Consider the following 21,530-nt stretch of genomic DNA (forward strand, 5'->3'; position numbering starts at 1 on the left):
GGCGCGCGCCGGTCTTCAGCGATAGTTGATCCAGAACACGCCGACGGTGGGATTGGCCGCGCGCACGCTCGCATCCGTAGACGACAGGCGGCGCGGGCCGGACACCTTGCCCTGGGCAGCGTTGCTCACGGTCGCCGGCAGCGCGAGTTGCACGCCGGGCCGGCAGCCCCCGCCGATGTTGGCGAGGCGCCCGCCCTGCCAGTCGGCCACCACGCCGCCGGCCGCCCCGCCGAAGCCCTGGATGCGGAACGGGCCGCCGTTCGCCTTCTCAAGGTCGGCGATGGTGGAGCCGATGCCGATGCCGTTCACCGTCCAGGTGCTCTCCTCGGTGAAGGAGATCCGGCGGGGGCCGGCGAGAGCGCCGGGATCCTTGAACGAGATTTCCATGGCCAGCGCCGGATCGTTCGGCAGCAGCACCACGCCGGGCGACGAATTGCCGTCGGGCGAGGTGACGGTGCCGGTGACCACATTGGCTTGTCCGAAGTCCGCCGCCAGATTGATGGCGGTGGAATTGGGCGCGAACGGGCCGGTGCACTGGAACTGGCGCGGTCCGGCCGTGGGCTTCGGCACCGCGACGATGGTCTCGGAATAATCGCCGAAGGCATCGGTCTGCTTGACGACGCCGGTGCCCCAGCTATCCGGGGAGCCCTGGCAGGCGGCAAGCGCGACGGCCAGCGCCGTCAGCGCGGCAGCGGACATGAAAGTGGTGCGACGCAGCGACATGACAGCCTCCAGCAACCCGATGACGCGGACGGAGCACGCAACGCGCCTCCGGCGGACGCCGGAACCGTTGCCCCCTTGGGCCGTGGCGCGCCCCCAACCGGCGGCCTCGACCTTCCGCGTTTGCAGGCACCCGCACCCGCTTCCACCCATAGCTTGTCACGCCATGGGCCGCCAGAGGGCGGAGCCGTCATAACGGCTTCACGGTAAAGAGGTTTCCCTCCCCTGGAACTCTAGGGGTACCACCATGAACGAGATGCCGACGAACGCGGCCCTTTCCCCGGCCAGATCCGTTCAGGATTATATCGACGAGACCCCCATCTGGCCCGATGGCACCAGCGTGGGCGCGGCCCCCATGACCACCATGCAATGGCGCATCTGGTGGCTCGCGGCGGCCGGAAAGTTCTTCGAGGGCCTGGTGGTATTCATGACCGGCGTCGCCATGCCGCTGATGTCGCGCGAGTTCGGCATGAACGCCTTCCAGCACGGTCTCGTGGGGGCGGCGAGCCTCGCCGGCATCCTCATCGGCGCGCTGCTGCTGGGCGGGCTGGCCGATCAGTTCGGCCGCAAGGTGATGTTCATCGTGGAGATGGTGATCTTCATCATCTTCCTGGCGCTGCTCTCGATCAGCCCGTCGTTCGGCTGGACCGTCGCCTTCCTGTTCGGCATGGGCGTGGCGCTCGGCTGCGACTACCCCACCGCCCATCTGGTGATCTCGGAGAGCATCCCCACCTCCGCGCGCGGTCGGCTGGTGCTCGGCGCCTTCGGCTTCCAGGCGGTGGGCGCACTCACCGGCACCCTGGTGGGCTATCTGGTGTTGTCCAACCTCGCGGACGTGAGCGGCTGGCGCCTCATGTATGCCGTGGCCATTCTGCCCGCCCTGGCGGTGGTGGTCGGCCGCTTCTTCGTGACCGAAAGCGCCTCCTGGCTGATGGTGCACGGGCGTCATTCGGAAGCCGAGCACGAAGCCCACAAGCTGCTGAAGCGCAAGCCGCAATATCCCAAGCACATCAAGCTTGAGAGCAAGCACAAGCCCCACAGCAAGGAAGACCGGCACCCCTCGGCGCTGTTCAGCGCCCGCAACCGGCGCGCCACCATCCTGGCGGCGGTGCCCTGGTTCCTCCAGGATCTCGGCACCTACGGCATCGGCATCTTCACGCCCACCATCCTGGCCGCCGCCCTGGGGGTCGCCGCCACTCATGGCCAGGATCTGACCGACCTCATCGCCGATGACGAACTCGCGGCCGAGGGCGCCGCCGCCATCGACCTCCTGCTCATCCTCGGCGTCGGCGCCGCCGTGCTGCTGGCCGACCGGGTGGGGCGCATCCCACTGCAGATCCTCGGCTTCCTTGGCTGCGCCGGGGGCCTGCTGATCGCCGCCTTGTCCACCTATTACACCGACGGGCCGCGGATCACCCTCATCTTCGCCGGCTTCATGCTGTTCAACTTCATGACCAACCTCGGCCCCAACGCGCAGACCTATCTCCTGGCCGGCGAGGTGTTTCCCACCCACATTCGCGGCATGGGGGCAGGCTTTGCGGCGGCGTTCGCGAAAATGGGCGCGGTGCTGACCGCGTTCCTGTTCCCGATCCTGCTGGTCGATCTCGGCACGGCGACCCTGCTCTACATCCTGGCCGGCACCTCGGTGCTGGGCGCGGTGCTCACCTACGCCTTCCGCATTGAAACCAAGGGCCGCAGCCTGGACGAGATCGGGCTTTAGGTCACCGGAGCGGAAGCCCAGCCCGAGGTGGTCACAGCGGGGCGAGCGTCGGCGCCCGGTGCCACCAGGCTTCCACCTCGGCCATTTCGGCCGGCACCACCTGGGCCATATCCCCGGCGAAATGGGTCCAATCCGCCGCCACCGACGGCGACACCGAGGTGAGAATGGAGAACTCCGCCGCCACCGCGGCGTAGAAGGCCGACGTCAGGCCTCGCCCCTCCGCCTCCTGGCGGCCGAACTTGGAGAGGATCACCACCGTGTCGCGCCCGGCGCCGCCGCCGGCGAGGCGTTCGGTGATGGCGTTCTCCACCCCGGCGCAGGCGGCCGCGAGCCCCTCGGGATCAAGGCTGCACCCCGCTGATCCCGGGCCGAGGTCCTGGTGCAGGCGGTTGGTGGCGCCGGTGACAAGGTCGAGCAGCATCACATCCTGATGGGCGACGCCAGGCACCATGTCTTCCACCACGCCCAGCACATGGGCCCCCTCGGCCTTGAGGCGGCGGGCCGCCTCCACCAGGAGCGACTGGATCACCTCCCGGTCCGCGCCCTGCACGGCAAGGATCATGGGTCGATTCGATGCGTCCACCATGGCAATCTTCCAGACCCGCGACAGGTGGGCTGCCGCGCTGTGTAGTTCGCATATATATCGAACCATAACAGACGGCGCCCCGCCTTTGCCAGCCGGGATCGACAGGCCTCACGCCGGACTCATCCTTGCCACAGATGCGACTTAAGTCGGCCTCCCGATCGCACGGAGACTGACCCCTTGAGAGCGCTCCATCTCCCCCTCGCGGCTTCGGTCGCGACCGTCCTGGTCTGTACCGGCATTGCCCAGGCCGCGACCCCCAAGCGCGACGAGATGATGCTTCACCTGGACCCGGCCACGCGCATCGAGCAGCGCTGCAACGCGCGGGCCATGGGCATGATCGAGCGCGAGCACCACGGCATGCGCCCCGACGAGCTGGTGGCCTATGCCTTCGCCGACACCACGGTGGGCGGCGACAGCGTCGTGGCGCCCGGCGCGGCGGTGCGCAGCGCCGGCCATTGGTATCGCCTCTCCTATCGCTGCCACGCCAGCGCCGACGGCATGGACATCAAGGACCTGAGCTACGCGCTCGGGGCCGAGGTGCCGCGCGCCGATTGGTCGGCGCATGATCTGGTGCCCTGAGGGGCGGGCGGTGGCGGCGGTCAATGCAGCGTTTCGGTGTAGACGAACTTCGGCATGCGCCAGCCATAGTGCAGGGCGAGAAGCCGCAGGCCGAGGCCGATCAGCATCACCCCGACCATCAGCAGATCATGGGACACGCCAAGCTGCGCGCCGCCCACATAGAGCCCGCCGGTGATGATCGACACGGTGCCGTAGAGCTCGGCCCGGAACAGCAACGGGACATCGGCGCACAGCACATCCCGCAGCACGCCGCCCACGCACCCGGTGATCAACCCCGAGGCGATGACGATCACCACCGGCATGCCCAGCCCCATGGCCACGTTGCAGCCGATGATGGTGAACACCACCAGCCCCACCGCATCCAGGAACAGGAACAGATAGCGCAGGTGGTGCATGTAGCGGGCGATGACGACGGTCGCCAGCGCCGCGCCCGAGGTGATGAGCAGATAGGACGGATGCTCAATCCACGACAGGGGATGGCGCCCCAGCAGCACATCGCGCACCGAACCGCCGCCCAGCGCCGTGACCGAGCCGAGCAGGCACACGCCCACCCAGTCCATCTCCCGCCGCCCGGCCGCCAAGGCCGCCGTCATCGCCTCGGCGACGATGGCGACAATGTAGAGAACCTTGAAGACCAGCGCCGTTTCCATGCCCCCGCCCCTTGGCTTGTTCCGCGAGAGGGTATCTCCGGTGCAAAGAAACGCCGTACCGCACGCGCGGCTTTGCGTTCAGGCCCCATCTTGGCGTTCAGGCTCGTTCTCGGCGTCCAGGCCCGTTCTTGCCGCCGACGGAAAGGTCCCAGCTCCGACATACCCCAGGGGCGAAATAGCATAGTGTCAGGACGGGAGGCGAGCGCCGGCGCCCCGCTGGCGCTCGCCAGACCGAAGAAGAAGGCGTGTGCCATGACTGAACCGCAGCCGCAGGATGGACCCCGGACCACCTCCCGGAACAGGACGGACGCGACCCCCGCCACGCCCCGCCAGGCGGTGGCGCGTCCGGTCGCGGCCACAGGCCTCGGCGCAATGGGCCTGGGCGCCGTGGGGCTGAGCTCCATGGGCGCGCTCGCCATCGGAGCGCTTGCCGTGGGCGCGGTAGCACTGGGGGCCCTCGCCATCGGACGGCTCGCGGTGGGGCGCGCGCGCATCGGCCGCGCGCGGGTCCGCCGCCTGGAAATCGATACACTGGTGGTGGGCGAGATCATTCGCCGCCCGCGCCCGCAGCCGACAGCATCATCCGCGGCGGCCGATCAGCCCTTGCGCCGGCCGCCCTTGCGATAGCCCTTGGTGCCCGGATCGGGCCTCGGGCCGGGGCGGAAGCTGTCTTCGGAAAGGGGGACGGCGCGGTCGGTGCCGGGTCCCATGTCGTCGAGCGAGGGCTTGTGCGCCCGCCCGGCGCGGGGCGCCGCATAGGGGGCCTGCTTCTCGGCCAGGCCCTCCAAGGCCGCTTCCAGCTCGGTCCGCGCCTTGGACGATCGCGCCGGTGGCGCGGCGGCGCTGGGGGCGCGCGTGGCTGGCGCCTCCCGGTCTCCGGCGGGCGCCAGGGGCGTCTCCGGCGCCGCCTTCCGCGCGGTCCGTCCACCCGGCGCGGGCGCCTTTTCGGACAGGGCCTTGCCACGCGTTCCCCGGCCTTGCACAGCTTTCGCCCCGGCTGGGGCTCCAGCCGCCTTGGCGGCATCCGGCGGCAGATTGGCGGCGCGACCGTATTTGCGCGGCCCTTTGAAACCGCCGGTCTTGTCGTCCACCGCCTCCTGACGGGCGAGCGGGTCGTCGGCCACCGCCAGCTCGGTGGCCTCCAGCCGGCGGATCTCGTCGCGCAGGCGGGCGGCGGTCTCGAAGTCGAGATCGGCGGCGGCGGTGCGCATCTTCTTTTCCAGGTCGGCGATGACGGCCTTGAGGTTGTGACCGAAGGCAGCCCCCTCCTCCATCAGCCCCGTGTCCACCTGCACGTGGTCGCGCTCGTAGACCGAGTTGAGGATGTCGCCGATGGCCTTCTTCACGCTCTCGGGCGTGATGCCGTGCTCGACATTATAGGCGACCTGCTTCTCCCGGCGCCGTGTGGTCTCGGCCATGGCGCGGCTCATGGAGCCGGTGATGTTGTCGGCATAAAGGATGACCCGCCCGTCCACGTTGCGGGCGGCGCGGCCGATGGTCTGCACCAGCGAGGTTTCGGACCGCAGGAAGCCTTCCTTGTCCGCGTCCAGGATGGCCACGAGCCCGCACTCGGGAATGTCAAGGCCCTCGCGCAGCAGGTTGATGCCGATCAGCGCGTCGAATGCGCCGAGCCGCAGGTCGCGGATGATCTCGATGCGCTCGATGGTGTCGATGTCGGAGTGCATGTAGCGCACCCGGATGCCGTTCTCGTGCAGATATTCGGTGAGGTCCTCGGCCATGCGCTTGGTGAGCACGGTGACGAGGGTGCGGTAGCCCTTGGCGCTGGCGGCGCGGATCTCGCCCAGAAGGTCGTCCACCTGGGTGCGGGCGGGACGCACCTCCACCGGCGGATCGACCAGCCCGGTGGGTCGGATCACCTGCTCCACGAACACGCCGCCGGTCTGGTCCATCTCCCAATGGCCGGGGGTGGCCGAGACATGGACGGTCTGCGGCCGCATCGCCTCCCATTCCTCGAACCGCAGCGGGCGGTTGTCCATGCAGCTCGGCAGGCGGAAGCCGTATTCGGCCAGCGTCGCCTTACGCCGGAAGTCGCCGCGATACATGGCGCCGATCTGCGGCACCGTCACATGGCTCTCGTCGATGAAGACCAGGGAATTGTCCGGCACATATTCGAACAGGGTCGGCGGCGGCTCGCCGGGCTTGCGGCCTGTCAGCCAGCGCGAATAATTCTCGATGCCGGCGCAGGAGCCGGTGGCCTCCATCATTTCGAGGTCGTAGCGGGTGCGCTGCTCCAGACGCTGGGCCTCCAGCAGGCGGCCCATCTTGTACAGCTCCTCCAGCCGCACCTTCAGCTCGGCCTTGATGCCGGTGATGGCCTGGATGAGGGTCGGGCGCGGCGTCACATAATGCGAGGCGGCGTAGACGCGCACGCTTTTCATGTCGCCGCTCTTGGTGCCGGTGAGCGGGTCGAACTCCTGGATGCTCTCGATCTCGTCGCCGAACAAGGAGACGCGCCAGGCGCGATCCTCATAATGGGCGGGGAAGATTTCCACCACGTCGCCACGCACGCGGAAGGTGCCGCGCGCGAAATCGGCCTGGATGCGCTTGTATTGCAGGGCCACGAGGTCGGCGAGAAGCGCGCGCTGGTCGATGCGCTCGCCCACCTTCAGGTCGAAGGTCATGGCCGAATAGGTTTCCACCGAGCCGATACCGTAGATGCACGACACCGACGCCACGATAATGACGTCGTCCCGCTCCAGCAGCGCGCGGGTGGCGGCATGGCGCATACGGTCGATCTGCTCGTTGATGGAGGATTCCTTCTCGATATAGGTATCGGTCCGGGGCACATAGGCTTCCGGCTGATAGTAATCGTAATAGGAAACGAAATATTCCACCGCATTGTCGGGGAAGAAGCTCTTGAACTCGCCGTAGAGCTGCGCCGCCAGCGTCTTGTTCGGGGCCAGCACGATGGCCGGGCGCTGCAATTGCTCGATCACCTTGGCCATGGTGAAGGTCTTGCCGGAGCCGGTGACCCCGAGCAGCACCTGATCGCGCTCCCCCGCCTGCGCCTGGGCGCACAATTCCTTGATGGCCTGGGGCTGGTCGCCGGAGGGCTTGAACTCGCTCTTCATCACGAACGAGACCCCCCCCTCGGATTTCTCGGGCCGCGGCGGACGGTGGGGCACCCAGGCGGCCTGCCCGTTGATCTCGGGCCGCCCCTCCTCGATCAGCCGCGACAACGCCTGCACGGTCGCGGAGGCGCCGCTGGCCTCGAAATCCATGGGCAGGTCGCCCGGCGCCAAGCCGAGGGACTGCGCGAGGGCGGGGTCGAGCGCCTGGGCGGGCGCCGGCTCGAAGGCGCGCTGCGAGCGCTCACCGAGCTTTCCGGGACGGGATGCTTTGGCCATGCCGCCAATATGGGCGGCGCGGGCGCATCCGAAAAGCCCCCGTCGCACGCTTCCGCGCGTCAACGCCCCGAACGCCCGCCGTCCAGACACCTGCCTTGCGATTGCCCGAAGCCCAGCCTAGGCAAACGCCCCCGTCCCTCTCACTTTGGCCCGTCCATGCCTTTCCTATCGTCCCTGCTGCCCCCGCAGATCGCGCCCCTGGTGCTGCTCCTGGCCTCCAACGTCTTCATGACGTTCGCCTGGTATGGGCATCTGAAATACAAGTCGGCGCCGCTCGTGCTGGCCATTGTCGCCAGCTGGGGCATCGCCTTCTTTGAATATTGCCTGGCCGTGCCGGCCAACCGGCTGGGGTCGCAGATCTATTCCACGGCCCAGCTCAAGACCATGCAGGAGGTCATCACCCTCATCGTCTTCGCCGGCTTCTCCGTGCTCTACCTGAAAGAGCCGCTCGGCTGGAACCATCTGGTGGGCTTCGCCTTCATTGCCGCGGGCGCCTACTTTATCTTCCACAAATTCTGATCCACCGCCGCCGGACGCGGCGCGGCGGCGGGAACGACCCGCAGAATCCGCCCCAGGTCGGAATCGGTCGCGAGCCACAGCGCCCCATCCGGCCCCAGGCGCACGTCGCGCACGCGCTCGCCCATGGGCAACCGCTCCTCGCCCATCACGAGGCCGTCGCGCACCTTCACTTCCACCAGGGCCTCCCCGGCCAAGGCGCCGACGAAGAGCTGCCCTTGGAAGGCCGGAAACAGAGTGCCCTCATAGAAGGCGGCCCCCGACGGCGCGATGGAGGGGTCCCAGTAGAACAGGGGCTGCTCCATGCCGGTCTTGGCGCTGCCCACGCCAATCTTCTCCCCGGAATAATGCCGCCCATAGCCGATCACCGGCCATCCATAGTTGAGGCCGGGCTGCGGGCGGTTGACCTCGTCGCCGCCGCGCGGACCGTGCTCCACCGTCCACAGGCGACCGGTGCCAGGCTCGATGGCCGCACCCTGCACGTTGCGGTGTCCGTAGGAATAGATCTCCGGCCGCGCGCCGGTGACACGGACGAAGGGATTGTCCTTGGGGATCGATCCATCCGCGTTGATGCGGACGATCTTGCCAAGGGTCGAGGACAGGTCCTGCGCCCGCTCCTTCAGGTCGAACCGCTCACCCAGCGTCACGAACAAGGTGCCGTCGGGCGCGAAGGCGAGCCGGGAGCCGAAATGGTTGCTCCCGGACCACGCCGGCTGCTGGCGGAAGATGACGGTGACGTCACTCAGCGCATCCGCCTCCGGGCTGAGCCTGGCGCGGGCCACGGCGGTCGCGAGCCCATCCGGCCGCCGCTCGGCGAAGCTGAGATAGATCAGGCGGTTGTCGAAGAAGGCGGGATCAAGGGCGACGTCGAGCAAGCCGCCCTGCCCCACCGCGGCCACCGCGGGCACGCCGCGCACCGGCGGGGCCACGACCCCGTTCCGTTCCACCACGCGGAGCCGTCCCGGCCGCTCGGTGACGAGCAGCCGCCCGTCAGGCAGAAAAGCCATGCCCCAGGGATGGTCCAACCCGGAGGCAAACGCCTCCACCCGCACCATCTCGCCACCGAACCGCACCGGCTTCTCCGGCAGGGCCCAGGCGGGCGCAGCCGCCGCGCACACGGCGAGCCACAGGATGAAAACGACGAGCCGGCGCAGGACGGCTGCAACCTCGGCGCGGCGCGCCAGGAATTCGCGTGAGACAGAGTGCTTCACCGCCCGCCTCCACATGCCAGAAATTGATTTCACGACAGACTGTTAAATACTTTTTGTCCCACATCAAGGTTCAGGTGCCCCTGCGCGATAGATTGCCGGGATTCACATGGGAGTCTCTCTGTGCTTCATATCGACCTGCCGACCCGCACCCAGATCGAAAAACTTGCCGCGTATCGTGGTGCGCCGGCCGTTTCCATTTATCTGCGGACCACTCCCAACACGCAAGAAACCAAAGCGGACCGCATCGAGCTCAAGAACCTCTTGAAGACCGCCGTGGCGGAGCTTGAGGCGGCCGACGCCGCCAAGCGCAGCGTCTGGCCGATCCAGGAAGGCATCGAGGCGCTGGTGGAGGATGACGCCTTCTGGGTCACCCAGGCCAACAGCCTCGCCATCTTCGCCACCGCGAACGGGATTCGCACCTTCCGCCTGCCCAACAAGCTGCAGAATGGCGTCGAGGTCTCGGACCGCTTCCACATCGCGCCCCTCATCCGCTCGGTGACCTTCGCGCACGAAGCCTATGTGCTCGCCATCGGCGTCGGCCGCACGCGCCTCGTGGAGGTCTCCGCGGACCTGCCGCCCCACCATGTCACCGTCCCCGGCCTGCCGCACAATTTCAGCGACGCGCTGGGACGCCCCAGCCACCTGGAGCGCGACACCGGCATGCGCAGCGGTGAGGGCACCAGCGAAAGCGCCCTGCTCACCCGCTACGCCCGCATCGTCGACCAGGCCCTGCGCCCGGTCCTCACCGGCGACGAGCGGCCCCTCATCGTCGCGGCGGCGGAGCCCATGGCCTCCGTCTACAAGGCCATCTCCAGCTATCCCCATGTGACCGAGCAGGTGATCTCCGGCAGCGCCGACGACACCGCCGACCATGTGCTCGCGGACGCCGCCCGCAAGGTGCTGGACGAAGTCTATGCCGCCGAAATCCAGCGCTTCGGCGCCCTCTATGCCGCGCGCGAGGCCCAGGGTCGCGCCACCGCCGATGTCGCCCAGGCCGCCCGGGCCGCCACCTTCGGCGCCGTGGACACCCTGATGGTGAACATGGATGCAAGCCAGAGCGGCCGCGTGGGCGAGGAGGACGGCGCGGTCAGCTTCGATGCCACCCCGGACGCCGTGAACTATGGAGTGGTGGACGAGATCGCCCGCCGCACCCTGCAGGCCGGAGGCCGGGTGCTTTCGGTGCGCCATGCTGATCTGCCGGGCCAGGGCGACCTCGCCGCCATCCTGCGCTACCCGATCTGATCGGCTCCGGGCCGGGGCCTGAAGGTCAAGGCCCGCAGATCAACCTAGCCGAGCGGCGGCGCGGTGACACATGAAGAAAGGCGCCGGAGAGTTTCCGGCGCCTTTCTTTTTCAACCGAGCAATTCCCACCATGCGGGATGCAGGCCGGCGATCATCGCCCGCCGGGCTTGCGGGCGCGCACCCGCACCGCCTGCGCCGTCATCCGCACCGTCGCCCCCATGCCGAGCAACAGCACGCCGGCGGCCACCGCCACCGCGCCCACGGTCGCCGCGTGGTCGGCAACGCCCTCCACGAGAAAGCCCGCCGCCGCCGCGTGCCCGGAGGACAGGACGAAAGCGACCACGCCGATGGCCAGCATCAAGGCGATGGTGAGGGCGGCCTGCGCGAAGGCATCCCCCGCCTTGTGGGCACGCACGGCGCGCGCCAGCGTGTCCGGATCGGCCGGCGAGAAGGCCGCGGAATCGCCGAACCAAGTCTCGCCCCGCGCAGATGCTTCCGGTTCCGCGCGCACACGCGGGCCGGCGGCGGGGCGGGCGATCGAGATGCCCATATCGGCGGCGAGGGACTTCATCATGACACTCTCACGCGAATCGATACGGTGGCACTGCCACATTCAGGCCGGCGAATCAGTCCTTCCGGCACGATTCAAGGTGGTCGCGGACTATGGCCGCGCCACGGCGGCACCCCGGTAAACCATGGCGACATCATGACAATCACTCACGGCTGCGCGAGTTCTCCCCGCTCTGCCGCCGCGACAGATGGGCGCCATGCCATGTCCACATGGCCGGGATCGGCCGCCACCCGGCCGAGCCAGCCGCGCACCCGCGGGAAAGCCGCGAGGCTGAACTCGCCCTCCTCCGCCACATGGGTGTGGGCATAAAGAGCAAGGTCGGCGATGGTGAATCGGTCGGCGGCGAAGAAATCCGTGTGGGCGAGATGACGCTCCATCACCGCCAGCGCCGCATAACCCTCCTCCATCCAGCGATCGACGTCATGGGTGCGCAGATCCCGCCCGCCGCGCACCTGGGTGAGCCAGAAGCGCGCGGCGGCGATGCCGGGCTCGTGGCTGTTCTGCTCGAAGAACATCCAGCGCAGGGTTTCCGCCCGCTCGAAGGCATCGTCGGGCAAGAAGCGCGTGCCTTCCGCGAGATAGAAGAGAATGGCGTTCGATTCGGCGAGCAGGCGGCCATCCGCCTCCAGCAACGGCACCCGCCCTTCCGGGTTCAGGGCCAGAAACTCGGGGGTGCGGTGCTCGCCGGCGAAAATGTCCACCTCGGCGAGTTCGAACGGTCGGCCGAGCTTCGCCAGCATCAGCCGGACTTTGTAGGAATTGCCCGACGATTGCGTGGAATAGAGCTTCAGCATCCACCCGTCCCCCTCATCGCCCCTCGGGCATGTGGCGTTCGCGACCGCCGGCCGCAAGATCTCGGCCGGAGCGCGCGGATTCATCACGCGCGGACACACGTTTCATTCATCATCATCGCTTGTTCCGGGGCGGCGGCTGAACTAGTGTCCGCGCGCGCCGGCTGAACCCGCGGCGCTCAATTCGTGCCAAACCTTTGCGCCTTAAGGCCGCCGCGGATCCGCCGCTGCGGACGGGCGCGTCCGGAGCAACCGGCCATGAGCCTGATTTCGTCCGCCCTGAAGCGTATCAACCCCTCCCCCACCATCGCCATCTCCAACAAGGCGCGGGAGCTGAAAGCAGCGGGACGGGACATCATCGCGCTGTCCGCGGGTGAGCCGGATTTCGACACCCCCGACAACATCAAGGAAGCGGCCATCGCCGCCATCCGCCGCGGCGAGACCAAGTACACCGCCGTGGACGGCATCCCGCAGCTGAAGGCGGCCATCGTCCGCAAGTTCAAGCGCGACAACGACCTCGACTACAAGCCTTCGCAGATCTCGGTGGGCACCGGTGGCAAGCAGGTGCTGTTCAACGCCCTGGTGGCCACCCTCGACGCCGGCGACGAGGTCATCATCCCGGCCCCCTACTGGGTCAGCTATCCGGACATCGTGCAATTCTGCGGCGGCGTTCCGGTGCCGGCGGAAACGCGCCTGGAAGACAATTTCAAGCTGCGTCCCGAAGTGCTGGAAGCGGCCATCACGCCGAAGACCAAGTGGTTCATCTTCAACTCGCCCTCGAACCCCTCGGGCGCCGCGTACACCCATGACGAGCTGAAGGCCCTCACGGACGTGCTGGTGAAGCACCCCCATGTGTGGATCCTCTCGGACGACATGTACGAGCACCTGGTCTATGACGACTTCAAGTTCGTCACCCCGGCCCAGGTCGAGCCCAAGCTCTACGACCGCACGCTGACCCTCAACGGCGTGTCGAAGGCCTATTGCATGACCGGCTGGCGCATCGGCTACGCGGCCGGACCCGAGGCCCTCATCAAGGCCATGGGCACGCTACAGTCGCAGTCCACCTCCAACCCCTCCTCGATCGCCCAGTGGGCGGCGGTGGAGGCGCTCGACGGACCCCAGGACTTCATCGCCACCAACAATGCGGTGTTCAAGGAGCGGCGCGACCTGGTGGTGAGCATGCTGAACCAGACCAAGGGCCTCACCTGCCCGAAGCCGGAAGGCGCGTTCTATGTGTACCCGTCCTGCGCGGGGACCATCGGCCTGTCCACTCCGTCGGGCGTGAAGATCACCTCGGACGAGGTCTTCGCCACCCAGCTCCTGGAAACGGAGGGTGTGGCCGTAGTCCATGGCTCAGCCTTCGGAACCGGCCCGGCGTTCCGCATCTCCTATGCAACCGCGACCTCTGACCTTGAGGAAGCCTGCCGCCGCATCCAGCGTTTCTGCGGTGCCCTGAGCTGAGCATGCAACAGGGGCGGGAGAATGGATCTTCCACCCCATAGAAGCGTTGGCGCGAAGGTGGAGTCAGGCTATGGCTTCACAGTCGTCCGATGCGGGTCGGACACCCGCAGGCTTCCCCAGGAGGAACGACATCATGAAGACTGTTTTCAAGGCCGGCCTCGCCGCTGCTGCCCTCTGCGCCCTCAGCGCCCTTCCCGCGTCGGCCCAGTCGCGCGTGCAGGTGGGTGAGCTGCGCTGCACCCTCGCGCCCAACGTGAGCTTCATTCTCGGCTCGGTGCGCGACATGAGCTGCACCTTCAAGCCCCGCAAGGGCAAGACCCGCACCTACGAGGGCACGATTCGCCGTCTCGGCCTCGACATCGGCGTGAGCGGCCAGAGCATCCTGGTGTGGGGTGTGTTCGCGCCTTCGTCCTCGGTCAGCCCCGAGACCCTGCGTGGCAGCTATGTGGGCGCTTCCGCCAACGCCGCTGTCGGCGCCGGCCTCGGTGCCAACGCCCTCGTCGGCGGCAACAACAACACCATCGCTCTTCAGCCGCTGTCGGTGGAAGCCCAGACCGGCCTGAACGTCGGCCTCACCGTCTCCGACATGTCGCTGCGCTGAGCGGCGGCGCGGTCCCAGAAGCGATTCGCACGGCGCCGCCTTCAGGGCGGCGCCTTTTTTGCGCTTCGAGGGCGCGGCGACGCTTTCAATGCCCTGCGGATCCGAGCCGCGGCCCGCAATCCACAACGGCCCGGACATTTTCGGCACTCCTGCGAAAATACAGCCACGATCCCGCTTTAAGTGGGATTGCGCTGGCCCGCAGGGAGTTCTTTCCTCGGCCCATCGCATCATTGGGGGATCCCATGCGTACCTTGACCGGCCTCATCGGCCTTGCCGCCCTCGCGGCTGTTTCCGCCACGCCCGCCGCCGCCGTCGAGGCGCCGAAGGTTCAGATCGGCGTGCTCGTCTGCTCCGTGGCGCCTTCGGTCGGCCTCGTGCTCGGCTCCGTGCGTGACCTCGCCTGCGAGCTGCGCACCTCGCGCATCGAGCCTTACACCGTGAAGGGCACCTACAAGGGCACCGTGTCGCGCTTCGGCATCGACCTCGGCATCACCTCCGGCAACACCCTGTCGTGGGCCGTGTTCGCGCCCAGCCTGGACGTGGGTCCGGGCGCGCTCGCCGGCCGCTATGTCGGCGTATCGGCCAATGCGGCCTGGGCGATCGGCGGCGGCGTGAACGTGCTCGTCGGCGGCTCCACCCAGACCGTCGCCCTCCAGCCCCTGTCGCTGGAAGGCATCACCGGCGCCGCCGTGGCGGCCGGCGTGGCCGACATGAAGCTGGAGCAGGTCACCGCTCCCCTGCCGACCAAGGCCAAGGTCACTAAATGACCTGATTGGCGTGCAAAATCGGGGCAGGAGATGTCCATGACCGCCTTCCGCCCCGCTTTTCTCGCCACGGCGACAACCCTGTTGGCGGTAACCGCCGCAGGGCTCGCCGCCGACTACGCCCTCGGCCAGCCTTTTACCCAGGGATCCGCCCAGGACTCCGGGCAAGGGGTTGGCCAAGGGGGCGGCCAAGGCGGCGGCCAGGGGACGGGCCAAGGGCCTGCCTCAGGGCGCACCGCGCCCCCGACCCAGGCCTTGCCGCAGATCAACGTGGCGCCTGTCAATGTTGCGCCCGGGGCGACGGCCGCCGCATCGGGGGACAGCGCCCGGATGCCGGCCGTGTCGGCCGGGCTGCTGGAGTGTCGCGGTGAGATGGCAACCGCCACCGGCTTTGGCTCCAATCGACGCGTGCGCTGCGAATTTCGCCCCAGCATGGGGCAAAACCACTATTACATCGGCACCCTGGAACGCACCGGGCTCGACATCGGCGTGTCCGACCAGGGCAGCATGCTGTGGGGCGTGCTCGCCACCTCCCCCAATCTGGAGCGGGGCGCGCTGGCGGGAACCTACGTGGGGTTCACATCGGGCTTCGCCCTTGGTCCGGGCTTCTCAGCGAATGTGCTGGCGGCCCAGGATCCTGCCAAGCAGGTCACGCTCCAGCCGCTGAGCGTGTCGTCGGACAGCGGCCTCAGCCTGTCCATTGCCGGCGCCACCTTGATTCTGGAACCCTCCACCCCGCAGGCCGCAGGCGATCCGCCGCCCGCGCGCTGACGCCGCTGTCGCACGTCGGCGACCCATGCCGCGGGTTGGCCCACACGCCGCTGTGATTTGCGTGCCGCGACCCTTGTCCCGATCCTCCCACCGCCCGATCCGCGCGATCACCGGCCGACCAAGCGCCCCGGCTTCGGATCGCCGCAGGTACGCGGGCGGCCTCAGGGAGGTTACGAATGCTTGTGCAACGTCGGCGCGGTTGGGAGCTTCCCGAGGCCGCTGCCACTCCCGAAACCACGTACCTCAACCGCCGCCACCTGCTCGGCGCCGGTGCGGGCCTTGCCGCCGCGGCCGCCCTCGGCGAACCCGCCGCCGCCCAGCGCCTGACCGATCTGCCAGATCCAAGCGCGGCGCTCTATCCGGCGCGCGCGAACCCGCGTTACACCCTGGACCGACCCCTCACGCCGGAGGCCAAGTCCTCCACCGTGAACAATTATTACGAGTTCAGCTACGCCAAGAACGTCGCCCCCGCCATGAGCCGCTTCCAGCGCCGCCCCTGGCGCGTGGCCATCGACGGCCTGGTGGAAAAGCCCCAGGAGCTGGACATCGACGACCTCCTGAAGAAGGTGCAGCTGGAAGAACGCCTCTACCGCCACCGCTGCGTCGAGGGGTGGTCCATGGCCATTCCATGGACCGGATTTCCCCTGTCGGCCCTGCTGGAGCTGGCGCGCCCGACAGCCGCCGCCAAGTTCGTGAAGATGGAAGCCTTCCGCGATCCGAAGGTGGCCGCGAACCAGCGCGACTTCCGCTACCCCTGGCCCTATGTGGAGGGCGTCACCCTCAAGGAGGCGCAGAACGAACTCGCCTTCCTCGTCACCGGCGCCTACGGCAAGCCGGCGCTAGGCCAGTTCGGCGCGCCGCTGCGGCTGGCGCTGCCGTGGAAGTACGGCTTCAAATCCATCAAGGGCATCGTGCGCTTCACCTTCACGGACACCCAGCCGGTCAGCTTCTGGGAAGAGGTGCAAGGGGCGGAATACGGCTTCTGGGCCAATGTGAACCCGAAGGTGCCGCACCCGCGCTGGAGCCAGGCGAGCGAGGAGGACATCGCCACCGGCGCGCGCCGGCCGACCCTGCTCTACAACGGCTATGGCGAATACGTCGCCGGCCTCTACACCGGCCGGGAGGACCAGCAGATCTGGTATTGACGGCGAGCGGGCGCCACTCGGCCCCGCCGACGCCGCGCGCGTTGACGATTTCTCAACGAGTGTGGCACCGCTGCGCTTGACCCGCCGGGGCGCCGGCTCCATCGTCCCTCGCGAGATGGCCGTGTCAACGCGGCAGCGACGAGTGGAGACGACCATGGGGAATGGGGTGCGCACCGCGAAGGCCGAGGCGGGCCGCAAGGGCTTTGCGCGTCTTGCCGGCTTCGGAGCGGCAACCCTCGCCCTGGTGCTTGGCTGCGCGACCCCGAAGGCGGAGGCCGCCAACCTGCTGGAACTGAACTTCTGGCTGTCGGGTCCCAATTATTCCGGCAACGTGCCGGCCTGCGACGAGCAGGCCGCGCTCAACCTCATCGCCCAGCGGTTCGGGGAAACTGAAAGCCGGTTCTGGTCTTCCGACCTCACCATCACCCAGTTCGAGCATCTGAGCGAGATCGCCTTCCGCCCCTGGGGTCCGGAATATCTGCCGCGCCGCTATTGCCGCGGCACCGTCTACACCTCCGATGCCCGCAAGCGGCAGATCTATTACGCCATCGTCGAGGACGGCGGCTTCGTCGGCGCCTCATGGGGCGTGCAGTGGTGCGTGGTCGGCCTCGACCGCGAGTATGCCGACGCCCCGTCCTGCAAGATGGTCCAGCCGTGAGCTTGACGGCGGCCCCGCCTTCCGCGCGTCAGTCGTCCGGGTCGGGATTCGGGCGCTGGATGCGTGGGTTTGCCATCGGCATGGCGGCGCTGGCGTGGGCCGTCGTGCTGCAGGCGCCGCCGGCAGCGGCCGAGACCGACGCGCCGGGCCGATTCGATTTCTATGTGCTCTCCCTGTCCTGGTCGCCTACCTATTGCGAGGCCCAAGGGACAAAGGCCGCCGGCGAGCCCCAATGCGCGCTCACGCGCCCTTATGCCTTCGTGGTGCACGGCCTGTGGCCGCAGCATGAGCAGGGCTATCCCGAATTTTGCCGCAGCCCGGCGCCCTATGTGCCCAACCCCCTCGTCAAGTCCATGCTCGACATCATGCCGAGCAAGCGCCTCGTGATCCACGAATGGAAGAAGCACGGCACCTGCTCCGGGCTGGATGCGGAAGGCTATTTCGCCGCCGTGCGCACGGCACGGGAAAAGGTGGTCGTGCCACCGGAATTTGCCCACCTGGACGACTATCGCATGGTGTCTCCGGTGGACTTGGAAGCCGCGTTCCGCGCCGCCAATCCCGGTCTTCAGCCGGACATGATCTCGGTCGATTGCGACAAGCGCCGGCTGCGGGAGGTGCGCGTCTGCCTGTCGCGGGACCTCTCCTTCCGCGCCTGCCCGGAAGTGGATCGCCGCTCCTGCAATCTGCAGAAGATGGTCATGCCACCTGTGCGCGGCAATTAGGGCGCGCACAAGCCTGCCCCCCGAGCCCTTTGCCCCAAGCCTTGTCGCAAGCCTTGTCGCAAACCTTGCCCCTTGATGCACCGCTTTCGTGCCGCGAATCGTGAAGATGACCCGAACGCGGTATAGAGGCATCGTTCGGGGGCGCCCGACGCCCCCCTGCTCGAACACGCCGCGGTGACCCCTCGTCCATGAATTATCGCCATGCCTTCCATGCCGGCAATCCGGCCGACGTGATGAAGCACGCCGTGCTGGCCCGCGTGCTCGCCTATCTCGCCAAGAAGGACACGCCCTATCGCGTGCTCGACACCCACGCCGGAACGGGCCTCTACGACCTCGACGGGGCCAACGCCCAACGCACCCTCGAGGCGGACGCCGGCATCGAGACCGTTCTCAACGCCCCTTTGCCGGAACAGGCTGCCGCCCTGCTCGCCCCCTATCTCGACACGGTGCGCGCGCTCCGCGCCGCCGAGGGGCGGCGGCTCTATCCCGGCTCGCCGGCCCTCGCCTTGGCCCTGTCGCGGCCCCAGGACCGCTTTTTGTTCTGCGAGCTCAACAAAGAGGAGCGGGCCAAGCTGGAAAAGCGGGTAGGGCACGATCCTCGCGCCAAGATCCTGGCCCAGGACGGCTGGCAGGCGCTGGCGGCGCATCTGCCCCCGCGCGAGCGGCGCGGGCTGGTGCTGGTGGATCCTCCATTCGAGGAGCAAGGCGAATTCCACCGCTTGGTGGAGGGCCTGAAGAGCGCCTATACGCGCTTCGCCACCGGCATCATCATGCTGTGGTACCCCATCAAGGACCTGCGCGCGGTGGACGCCTTCCGGCGCGAGGTGGCCCAGCTCCAGCTGCCCAAGACGCTGCGGGTGGAGATCGACTTCTCTGAGGTGCGGAGCCTCGACATCCTGTCCGGCAGCGGGCTCATCATCGTCAACCCGCCCTTCACCCTGGCGGATGAAGTCCGCACCCTGCTCACCGCCATCACCCCCCTGATGGCACGCGACGGGAAGGGCCGCGTGCGCGTCTCCTGGCTGACGGCGGCCGGCTGAGAGCGGGGCGATTTCGCTTTTCTCGGCCTGGGGCCGGGTTTAGGGAAGTGCGCCCTGCCCCTCGAAAGCCGGATGCCTTCCATGCTCCTGCGTTATTCCGCCACCTCGCCCTTCGCCCGCAAGGCGCGCCTTGGTGCCGCCGTGGTCGGCGCGCCGCTCGACCTCCAGCTCGCCGATACCGTCGACCCGAACGACACGCTGCGGCAGCAAAACCCGCTGGGAAAGGTGCCGACCCTCGTCACCGACGACGGGGAGTGCCTGTACGATTCGCGGGTGATCCTCACCTATCTCGATCAGGTCTCCGGCGGCGGCAGGCTTCTGCCCAAGGACCCGAAGGCCATGATCGCCACCCTGAAACTCCAGGCGCTGGCCGACGGGCTCATGGATGCCGGCGTGCTGGTGCTCTACGAAAGCCGCTTCCGGGCACCGGAAAAGCACGAGGACAAGTGGCTCGACCACCAGCGCCAGAAGATGGCCCGCGCCATCGAGGCCCTGGAGGCGAACCCGCCGGCCATCGATGGCAACATCGGCATGGGCGAGATCTCGCTCGCCTGCGCGCTCGGCTTCCTGGATTTCCGCTTCGGCGGCGAGTGGCGGGCGAATCACCCCCGCCTCGTGGCGTGGCAGGAGGCGTTCGCCGCCCGCTGCCCCTTGTTCGCCGAGACCGCGCCGCGCTGAGAGCGGCCCGGCGTTTGGAAAATGCAGAAGGGCCGGCGAGGATTGCCCCGCCGGCCCTTCTTTTCGTGCCGCCCTTCAGGCCGCCGCGTCGATGCGCGGTACCGGCACCAGCAGGCCGCGGCGTTTCAGCTCGGCATAGGTCAGGTCCAGCACCTTCCAGGCGATGCCCACCAGTTCGTCCGCCTCGGCGTGGGACAGGGTAAAGGGCGGGGCGAGAATCATGCCGTCGCGCACCGCGCGCATCACCAGCCCCTCGCGGAATGAGAAATCGCGGCAGATGAGGCCGACGGTGCCTTCCTCGGCCGCGAACGCGGCGCGGGTGGCCTTGTCGGGCGTAAGCTCCAGGGCGCCGATCAGCCCCACCATGCGCGCCTCGCCCACCAGCGGATGGTCGGCGAGCTTCAGCCAGCGGTCCTGCAGATAGGGGCCGATGTCGTGCTTCACGCGCGCCACGAGCTTTTCCTCGTGCATGATCTTGAGGTTGGCGAGGGCCGCGGCGCACCCGCCGGGATGGCCGGAATAGGTATAGCCGTGGTTGAAATCGCCGCCGTGCTCGATGAAGCCTTCGGCCACCCGATCACCGACGATGACGCCGCCGAGCGGGAAATAGCCGGAGGTGATGCCCTTGGCGAAGGTGATGAGATCCGGCTTCACGCCCATGAACTGGCTGCCGAACCATTCTCCGGTCCGGCCGAAGCCGCAGATGACCTCGTCGCAGACCAGCAGCACGTCGCGCTCGCGGCAGATCTTCTCCACCTCGGGCCAGTAATTGGCCGGCGGAATGATGACGCCACCGGCGCCCTGGATGGGCTCGCCGATGAAGGCCGCGACATTCTCCGGCCCCGCCTCGTCAATGGCGCGGGCCACCTCGCGGGCGGCGTAGAGGCCGAACTCTTCCCGGTCCATGGTGCCGCCCTCGGCCCACCAATAGGGCTGCTGCACATGGATGATGCCGGGAATCGGCAAGCCGCCCTGGGCGTGCATCGGCCCCATGCCGCCGAGCGAGGCGCCGCCCACGGTGGAGCCGTGATAGGCGTTCTTGCGGGAGATGAAGATGGACTTCTGCGGCCGCCCCATGGACGCCCAATAGTGCCGCACCAGGCGCAGCACCGTGTCCACCGCCTCCGAGCCGCCGGAGGTGAAGAACACATGGTTCATGCCCTCCGGCGCCACCTCGCAGATGGCGGCGGCCAGCTCGGCCGCGGCCGGATGGGTGGTCTTGAAGAAGGTGTTGTAATAGTCGAGCTGGCGGAGCTGGGCGGCGATGGCATCCACGATGTCGCCGCGCCCATGACCGACCTGGGAGCACCACAGGCCGCTCATGCCATCCAAGATCTTGTTCCCGTCGCTGTCGTACACATAGACCCCTTCCGCCCGGGTGATGACGCGCACGCCTTCGGCGTTGAGCGCCTTGGTGTCCGAGAACGGATGCAGGTGGTGGGCGGCGTCGAGCGCGCGCCAATGGGCCGTCGAGTTGGACAGGGGGGTGGATGACACGATGGAGATGCTCCTTGTGAGTCCGCGCTTTGCGAGGCCGCGCCGCGCGAGCGGCCCGCGAAGGACCCTCCCGCCGCGTGAGCCGGCGCATGCTCAGCAAATTTGAATTCCTGTTTCTCGTCAAGAAACAGTGCGACATGACGCGGCGATGACGAGGGTGCGCCGCGAGCGATCTCCCCAGCCGGCCCCCGCCTGCTATGATGCCGTCATCACGGCATGGCGCACAAAGAGAAGGCTTT

22 protein-coding genes are annotated in these 21,530 nt (G+C 68.1%); 14 read left to right on the forward strand and 8 right to left on the reverse strand.

Annotated elements, in window-relative coordinates; genetic code table 11:
- Positions 1-15: 15 nt before the first annotated feature.
- On the reverse strand, positions 16-723 hold the full coding sequence (locus tag HUW53_RS16110; RefSeq protein ID WP_237346781.1) for a hypothetical protein: 708 nt from the start codon (positions 721-723) through the stop codon (positions 16-18).
- 244 nt (positions 724-967) lie between these two features.
- Here HUW53_RS16110 and HUW53_RS16115 point away from each other — a divergent pair, with 244 nt between their 5' ends.
- The gene (locus HUW53_RS16115; RefSeq protein ID WP_237346782.1) at positions 968-2,440 is read left to right on the forward strand and encodes an MFS transporter; all 1,473 of its coding nucleotides are present in this window, start codon (positions 968-970) and stop codon (positions 2,438-2,440) included.
- Positions 2,441-2,471: 31 nt separating this feature from the next.
- Here HUW53_RS16115 and HUW53_RS16120 read toward each other — a convergent pair whose 3' ends face one another.
- Positions 2,472-3,026 (reverse strand): DUF2478 domain-containing protein, encoded by a 555-nt coding sequence (locus HUW53_RS16120; RefSeq protein ID WP_237346783.1) that lies wholly within the window; start codon positions 3,024-3,026, stop codon positions 2,472-2,474.
- A gap of 177 nt (positions 3,027-3,203) precedes the next feature.
- On the opposite strand from HUW53_RS16120, the gene HUW53_RS16125 reads away from it, so the two are divergent.
- Complete coding sequence (locus HUW53_RS16125) at positions 3,204-3,605, forward strand: DUF930 domain-containing protein (RefSeq protein ID WP_237346784.1); 402 nt, start codon at positions 3,204-3,206, stop codon at positions 3,603-3,605.
- 20 nt (positions 3,606-3,625) lie between these two features.
- On the opposite strand, the gene HUW53_RS16130 is transcribed toward HUW53_RS16125, so the two are convergent.
- Positions 3,626-4,255, reverse strand: a complete 630-nt coding sequence (locus tag HUW53_RS16130) for a trimeric intracellular cation channel family protein (protein WP_237346785.1) — start codon at positions 4,253-4,255, stop codon at positions 3,626-3,628.
- Between the two features lie 252 nt (positions 4,256-4,507).
- Between HUW53_RS16130 and HUW53_RS16135 the strand changes: the two genes are divergently transcribed.
- Positions 4,508-4,882, forward strand: coding sequence for a hypothetical protein (locus tag HUW53_RS16135; protein ID WP_237346786.1), 375 nt, complete (start codon positions 4,508-4,510; stop codon positions 4,880-4,882).
- On the opposite strand, the gene uvrB is transcribed toward HUW53_RS16135, so the two are convergent.
- Complete coding sequence (gene uvrB, locus HUW53_RS16140) at positions 4,852-7,623, reverse strand: excinuclease ABC subunit UvrB (protein WP_237346787.1); 2,772 nt, start codon at positions 7,621-7,623, stop codon at positions 4,852-4,854. The two genes, HUW53_RS16135 and uvrB, sit on opposite strands and share 31 nt — an antisense overlap.
- 156 nt (positions 7,624-7,779) lie before the next feature.
- Between uvrB and HUW53_RS16145 the strand changes: the two genes are divergently transcribed.
- On the forward strand, positions 7,780-8,142 hold the full coding sequence (locus HUW53_RS16145; RefSeq protein ID WP_237346788.1) for a DMT family protein: 363 nt from the start codon (positions 7,780-7,782) through the stop codon (positions 8,140-8,142).
- On the opposite strand, the gene HUW53_RS16150 is transcribed toward HUW53_RS16145, so the two are convergent.
- Positions 8,118-9,350, reverse strand: a complete 1,233-nt coding sequence (locus tag HUW53_RS16150) for a PQQ-dependent sugar dehydrogenase (RefSeq protein WP_237346789.1) — start codon at positions 9,348-9,350, stop codon at positions 8,118-8,120. The two genes, HUW53_RS16145 and HUW53_RS16150, sit on opposite strands and share 25 nt — an antisense overlap.
- A 120-nt stretch (positions 9,351-9,470) precedes the next feature.
- On the opposite strand from HUW53_RS16150, the gene HUW53_RS16155 reads away from it, so the two are divergent.
- On the forward strand, positions 9,471-10,592 hold the full coding sequence (locus HUW53_RS16155) for a baeRF11 domain-containing protein (protein ID WP_237346790.1): 1,122 nt from the start codon (positions 9,471-9,473) through the stop codon (positions 10,590-10,592).
- A gap of 151 nt (positions 10,593-10,743) precedes the next feature.
- On the opposite strand, the gene HUW53_RS16160 is transcribed toward HUW53_RS16155, so the two are convergent.
- Both HUW53_RS16160 and HUW53_RS16165 read right to left on the reverse strand, forming a co-directional pair.
- Positions 10,744-11,166, reverse strand: coding sequence for a hypothetical protein (locus tag HUW53_RS16160; RefSeq protein ID WP_237346791.1), 423 nt, complete (start codon positions 11,164-11,166; stop codon positions 10,744-10,746).
- A gap of 143 nt (positions 11,167-11,309) precedes the next feature.
- A complete protein-coding gene (locus HUW53_RS16165) occupies positions 11,310-11,957 on the reverse strand; it encodes a glutathione S-transferase family protein (protein ID WP_237346792.1) in 648 nt (215 codons plus the stop codon).
- Positions 11,958-12,212: 255 nt separating this feature from the next.
- Here HUW53_RS16165 and HUW53_RS16170 point away from each other — a divergent pair, with 255 nt between their 5' ends.
- The 9 genes from HUW53_RS16170 (at position 12,213) to HUW53_RS16210 (ending at position 19,794) form a co-directional block, all read left to right on the forward strand.
- Positions 12,213-13,415: a pyridoxal phosphate-dependent aminotransferase gene (locus tag HUW53_RS16170; RefSeq protein ID WP_237346793.1), complete on the forward strand. Its 1,203-nt coding sequence runs from the start codon at positions 12,213-12,215 to the stop codon at positions 13,413-13,415.
- Between the two features lie 133 nt (positions 13,416-13,548).
- The gene (locus HUW53_RS16175; protein WP_237346794.1) at positions 13,549-14,016 is read left to right on the forward strand and encodes a DUF992 domain-containing protein; all 468 of its coding nucleotides are present in this window, start codon (positions 13,549-13,551) and stop codon (positions 14,014-14,016) included.
- 242 nt (positions 14,017-14,258) lie between these two features.
- Positions 14,259-14,783 (forward strand): DUF992 domain-containing protein, encoded by a 525-nt coding sequence (locus HUW53_RS16180; RefSeq protein WP_237346795.1) that lies wholly within the window; start codon positions 14,259-14,261, stop codon positions 14,781-14,783.
- Between the two features lie 36 nt (positions 14,784-14,819).
- A complete protein-coding gene (locus tag HUW53_RS16185; protein WP_237346796.1) occupies positions 14,820-15,551 on the forward strand; it encodes a DUF992 domain-containing protein in 732 nt (243 codons plus the stop codon).
- A gap of 176 nt (positions 15,552-15,727) precedes the next feature.
- Positions 15,728-16,696, forward strand: a complete 969-nt coding sequence (msrP, locus tag HUW53_RS16190) for a protein-methionine-sulfoxide reductase catalytic subunit MsrP (RefSeq protein WP_237346797.1) — start codon at positions 15,728-15,730, stop codon at positions 16,694-16,696.
- A 154-nt stretch (positions 16,697-16,850) separates the two neighbouring features.
- Entirely contained in the window at positions 16,851-17,354 is a 504-nt protein-coding gene (locus HUW53_RS16195; protein ID WP_237346798.1) for a hypothetical protein, read from the forward strand.
- A 59-nt stretch (positions 17,355-17,413) separates the two neighbouring features.
- Entirely contained in the window at positions 17,414-18,076 is a 663-nt protein-coding gene (locus tag HUW53_RS16200; RefSeq protein ID WP_237346799.1) for a ribonuclease T2 family protein, read from the forward strand.
- Positions 18,077-18,264: 188 nt separating this feature from the next.
- Positions 18,265-19,116, forward strand: a complete 852-nt coding sequence (locus HUW53_RS16205; RefSeq protein WP_237346800.1) for a 23S rRNA (adenine(2030)-N(6))-methyltransferase RlmJ — start codon at positions 18,265-18,267, stop codon at positions 19,114-19,116.
- A gap of 81 nt (positions 19,117-19,197) precedes the next feature.
- Positions 19,198-19,794: a glutathione S-transferase N-terminal domain-containing protein gene (locus HUW53_RS16210; protein ID WP_237346801.1), complete on the forward strand. Its 597-nt coding sequence runs from the start codon at positions 19,198-19,200 to the stop codon at positions 19,792-19,794.
- A 75-nt stretch (positions 19,795-19,869) separates the two neighbouring features.
- Here HUW53_RS16210 and HUW53_RS16215 read toward each other — a convergent pair whose 3' ends face one another.
- Positions 19,870-21,291 carry an aspartate aminotransferase family protein gene (locus HUW53_RS16215; protein WP_237346802.1) on the reverse strand — a complete coding sequence of 474 codons (1,422 nt, stop codon included), beginning with the start codon at positions 21,289-21,291 and terminating at the stop codon, positions 19,870-19,872.
- Positions 21,292-21,530 lie beyond the last annotated feature (239 nt).

This window comes from Xanthobacter agilis (assembly GCF_021730435.1).
In the GTDB taxonomy this organism is placed as follows: Bacteria; Pseudomonadota; Alphaproteobacteria; order Rhizobiales; family Xanthobacteraceae; genus Xanthobacter; species Xanthobacter agilis.

Excerpts from the sequence above, each read along its gene's own strand:
- HUW53_RS16110 (WP_237346781.1), bottom strand. The coding sequence starts at position 723 with ATGTCGCTGCGTCGCACCACTTTCATGTCCGCTGCCGCGCTGACGGCG.
- HUW53_RS16115 (WP_237346782.1), top strand. The coding sequence starts at position 968 with ATGAACGAGATGCCGACGAACGCGGCCCTTTCCCCGGCCAGATCCGTT.
- HUW53_RS16120 (WP_237346783.1), bottom strand. The coding sequence starts at position 3,026 with ATGGTGGACGCATCGAATCGACCCATGATCCTTGCCGTGCAGGGCGCG.
- HUW53_RS16130 (WP_237346785.1), bottom strand. The coding sequence starts at position 4,255 with ATGGAAACGGCGCTGGTCTTCAAGGTTCTCTACATTGTCGCCATCGTC.
- HUW53_RS16135 (WP_237346786.1), top strand. The coding sequence starts at position 4,508 with ATGACTGAACCGCAGCCGCAGGATGGACCCCGGACCACCTCCCGGAAC.
- uvrB (WP_237346787.1), bottom strand. The coding sequence starts at position 7,623 with ATGGCCAAAGCATCCCGTCCCGGAAAGCTCGGTGAGCGCTCGCAGCGC.
- HUW53_RS16145 (WP_237346788.1), top strand. The coding sequence starts at position 7,780 with ATGCCTTTCCTATCGTCCCTGCTGCCCCCGCAGATCGCGCCCCTGGTG.
- HUW53_RS16160 (WP_237346791.1), bottom strand. The coding sequence starts at position 11,166 with ATGATGAAGTCCCTCGCCGCCGATATGGGCATCTCGATCGCCCGCCCC.
- HUW53_RS16165 (WP_237346792.1), bottom strand. The coding sequence starts at position 11,957 with ATGCTGAAGCTCTATTCCACGCAATCGTCGGGCAATTCCTACAAAGTC.
- HUW53_RS16170 (WP_237346793.1), top strand. The coding sequence starts at position 12,213 with ATGAGCCTGATTTCGTCCGCCCTGAAGCGTATCAACCCCTCCCCCACC.
- HUW53_RS16175 (WP_237346794.1), top strand. The coding sequence starts at position 13,549 with ATGAAGACTGTTTTCAAGGCCGGCCTCGCCGCTGCTGCCCTCTGCGCC.
- HUW53_RS16180 (WP_237346795.1), top strand. The coding sequence starts at position 14,259 with ATGCGTACCTTGACCGGCCTCATCGGCCTTGCCGCCCTCGCGGCTGTT.
- HUW53_RS16185 (WP_237346796.1), top strand. The coding sequence starts at position 14,820 with ATGACCGCCTTCCGCCCCGCTTTTCTCGCCACGGCGACAACCCTGTTG.
- msrP (WP_237346797.1), top strand. The coding sequence starts at position 15,728 with ATGCTTGTGCAACGTCGGCGCGGTTGGGAGCTTCCCGAGGCCGCTGCC.
- HUW53_RS16195 (WP_237346798.1), top strand. The coding sequence starts at position 16,851 with ATGGGGAATGGGGTGCGCACCGCGAAGGCCGAGGCGGGCCGCAAGGGC.
- HUW53_RS16200 (WP_237346799.1), top strand. The coding sequence starts at position 17,414 with ATGCGTGGGTTTGCCATCGGCATGGCGGCGCTGGCGTGGGCCGTCGTG.
- HUW53_RS16205 (WP_237346800.1), top strand. The coding sequence starts at position 18,265 with ATGAATTATCGCCATGCCTTCCATGCCGGCAATCCGGCCGACGTGATG.
- HUW53_RS16210 (WP_237346801.1), top strand. The coding sequence starts at position 19,198 with ATGCTCCTGCGTTATTCCGCCACCTCGCCCTTCGCCCGCAAGGCGCGC.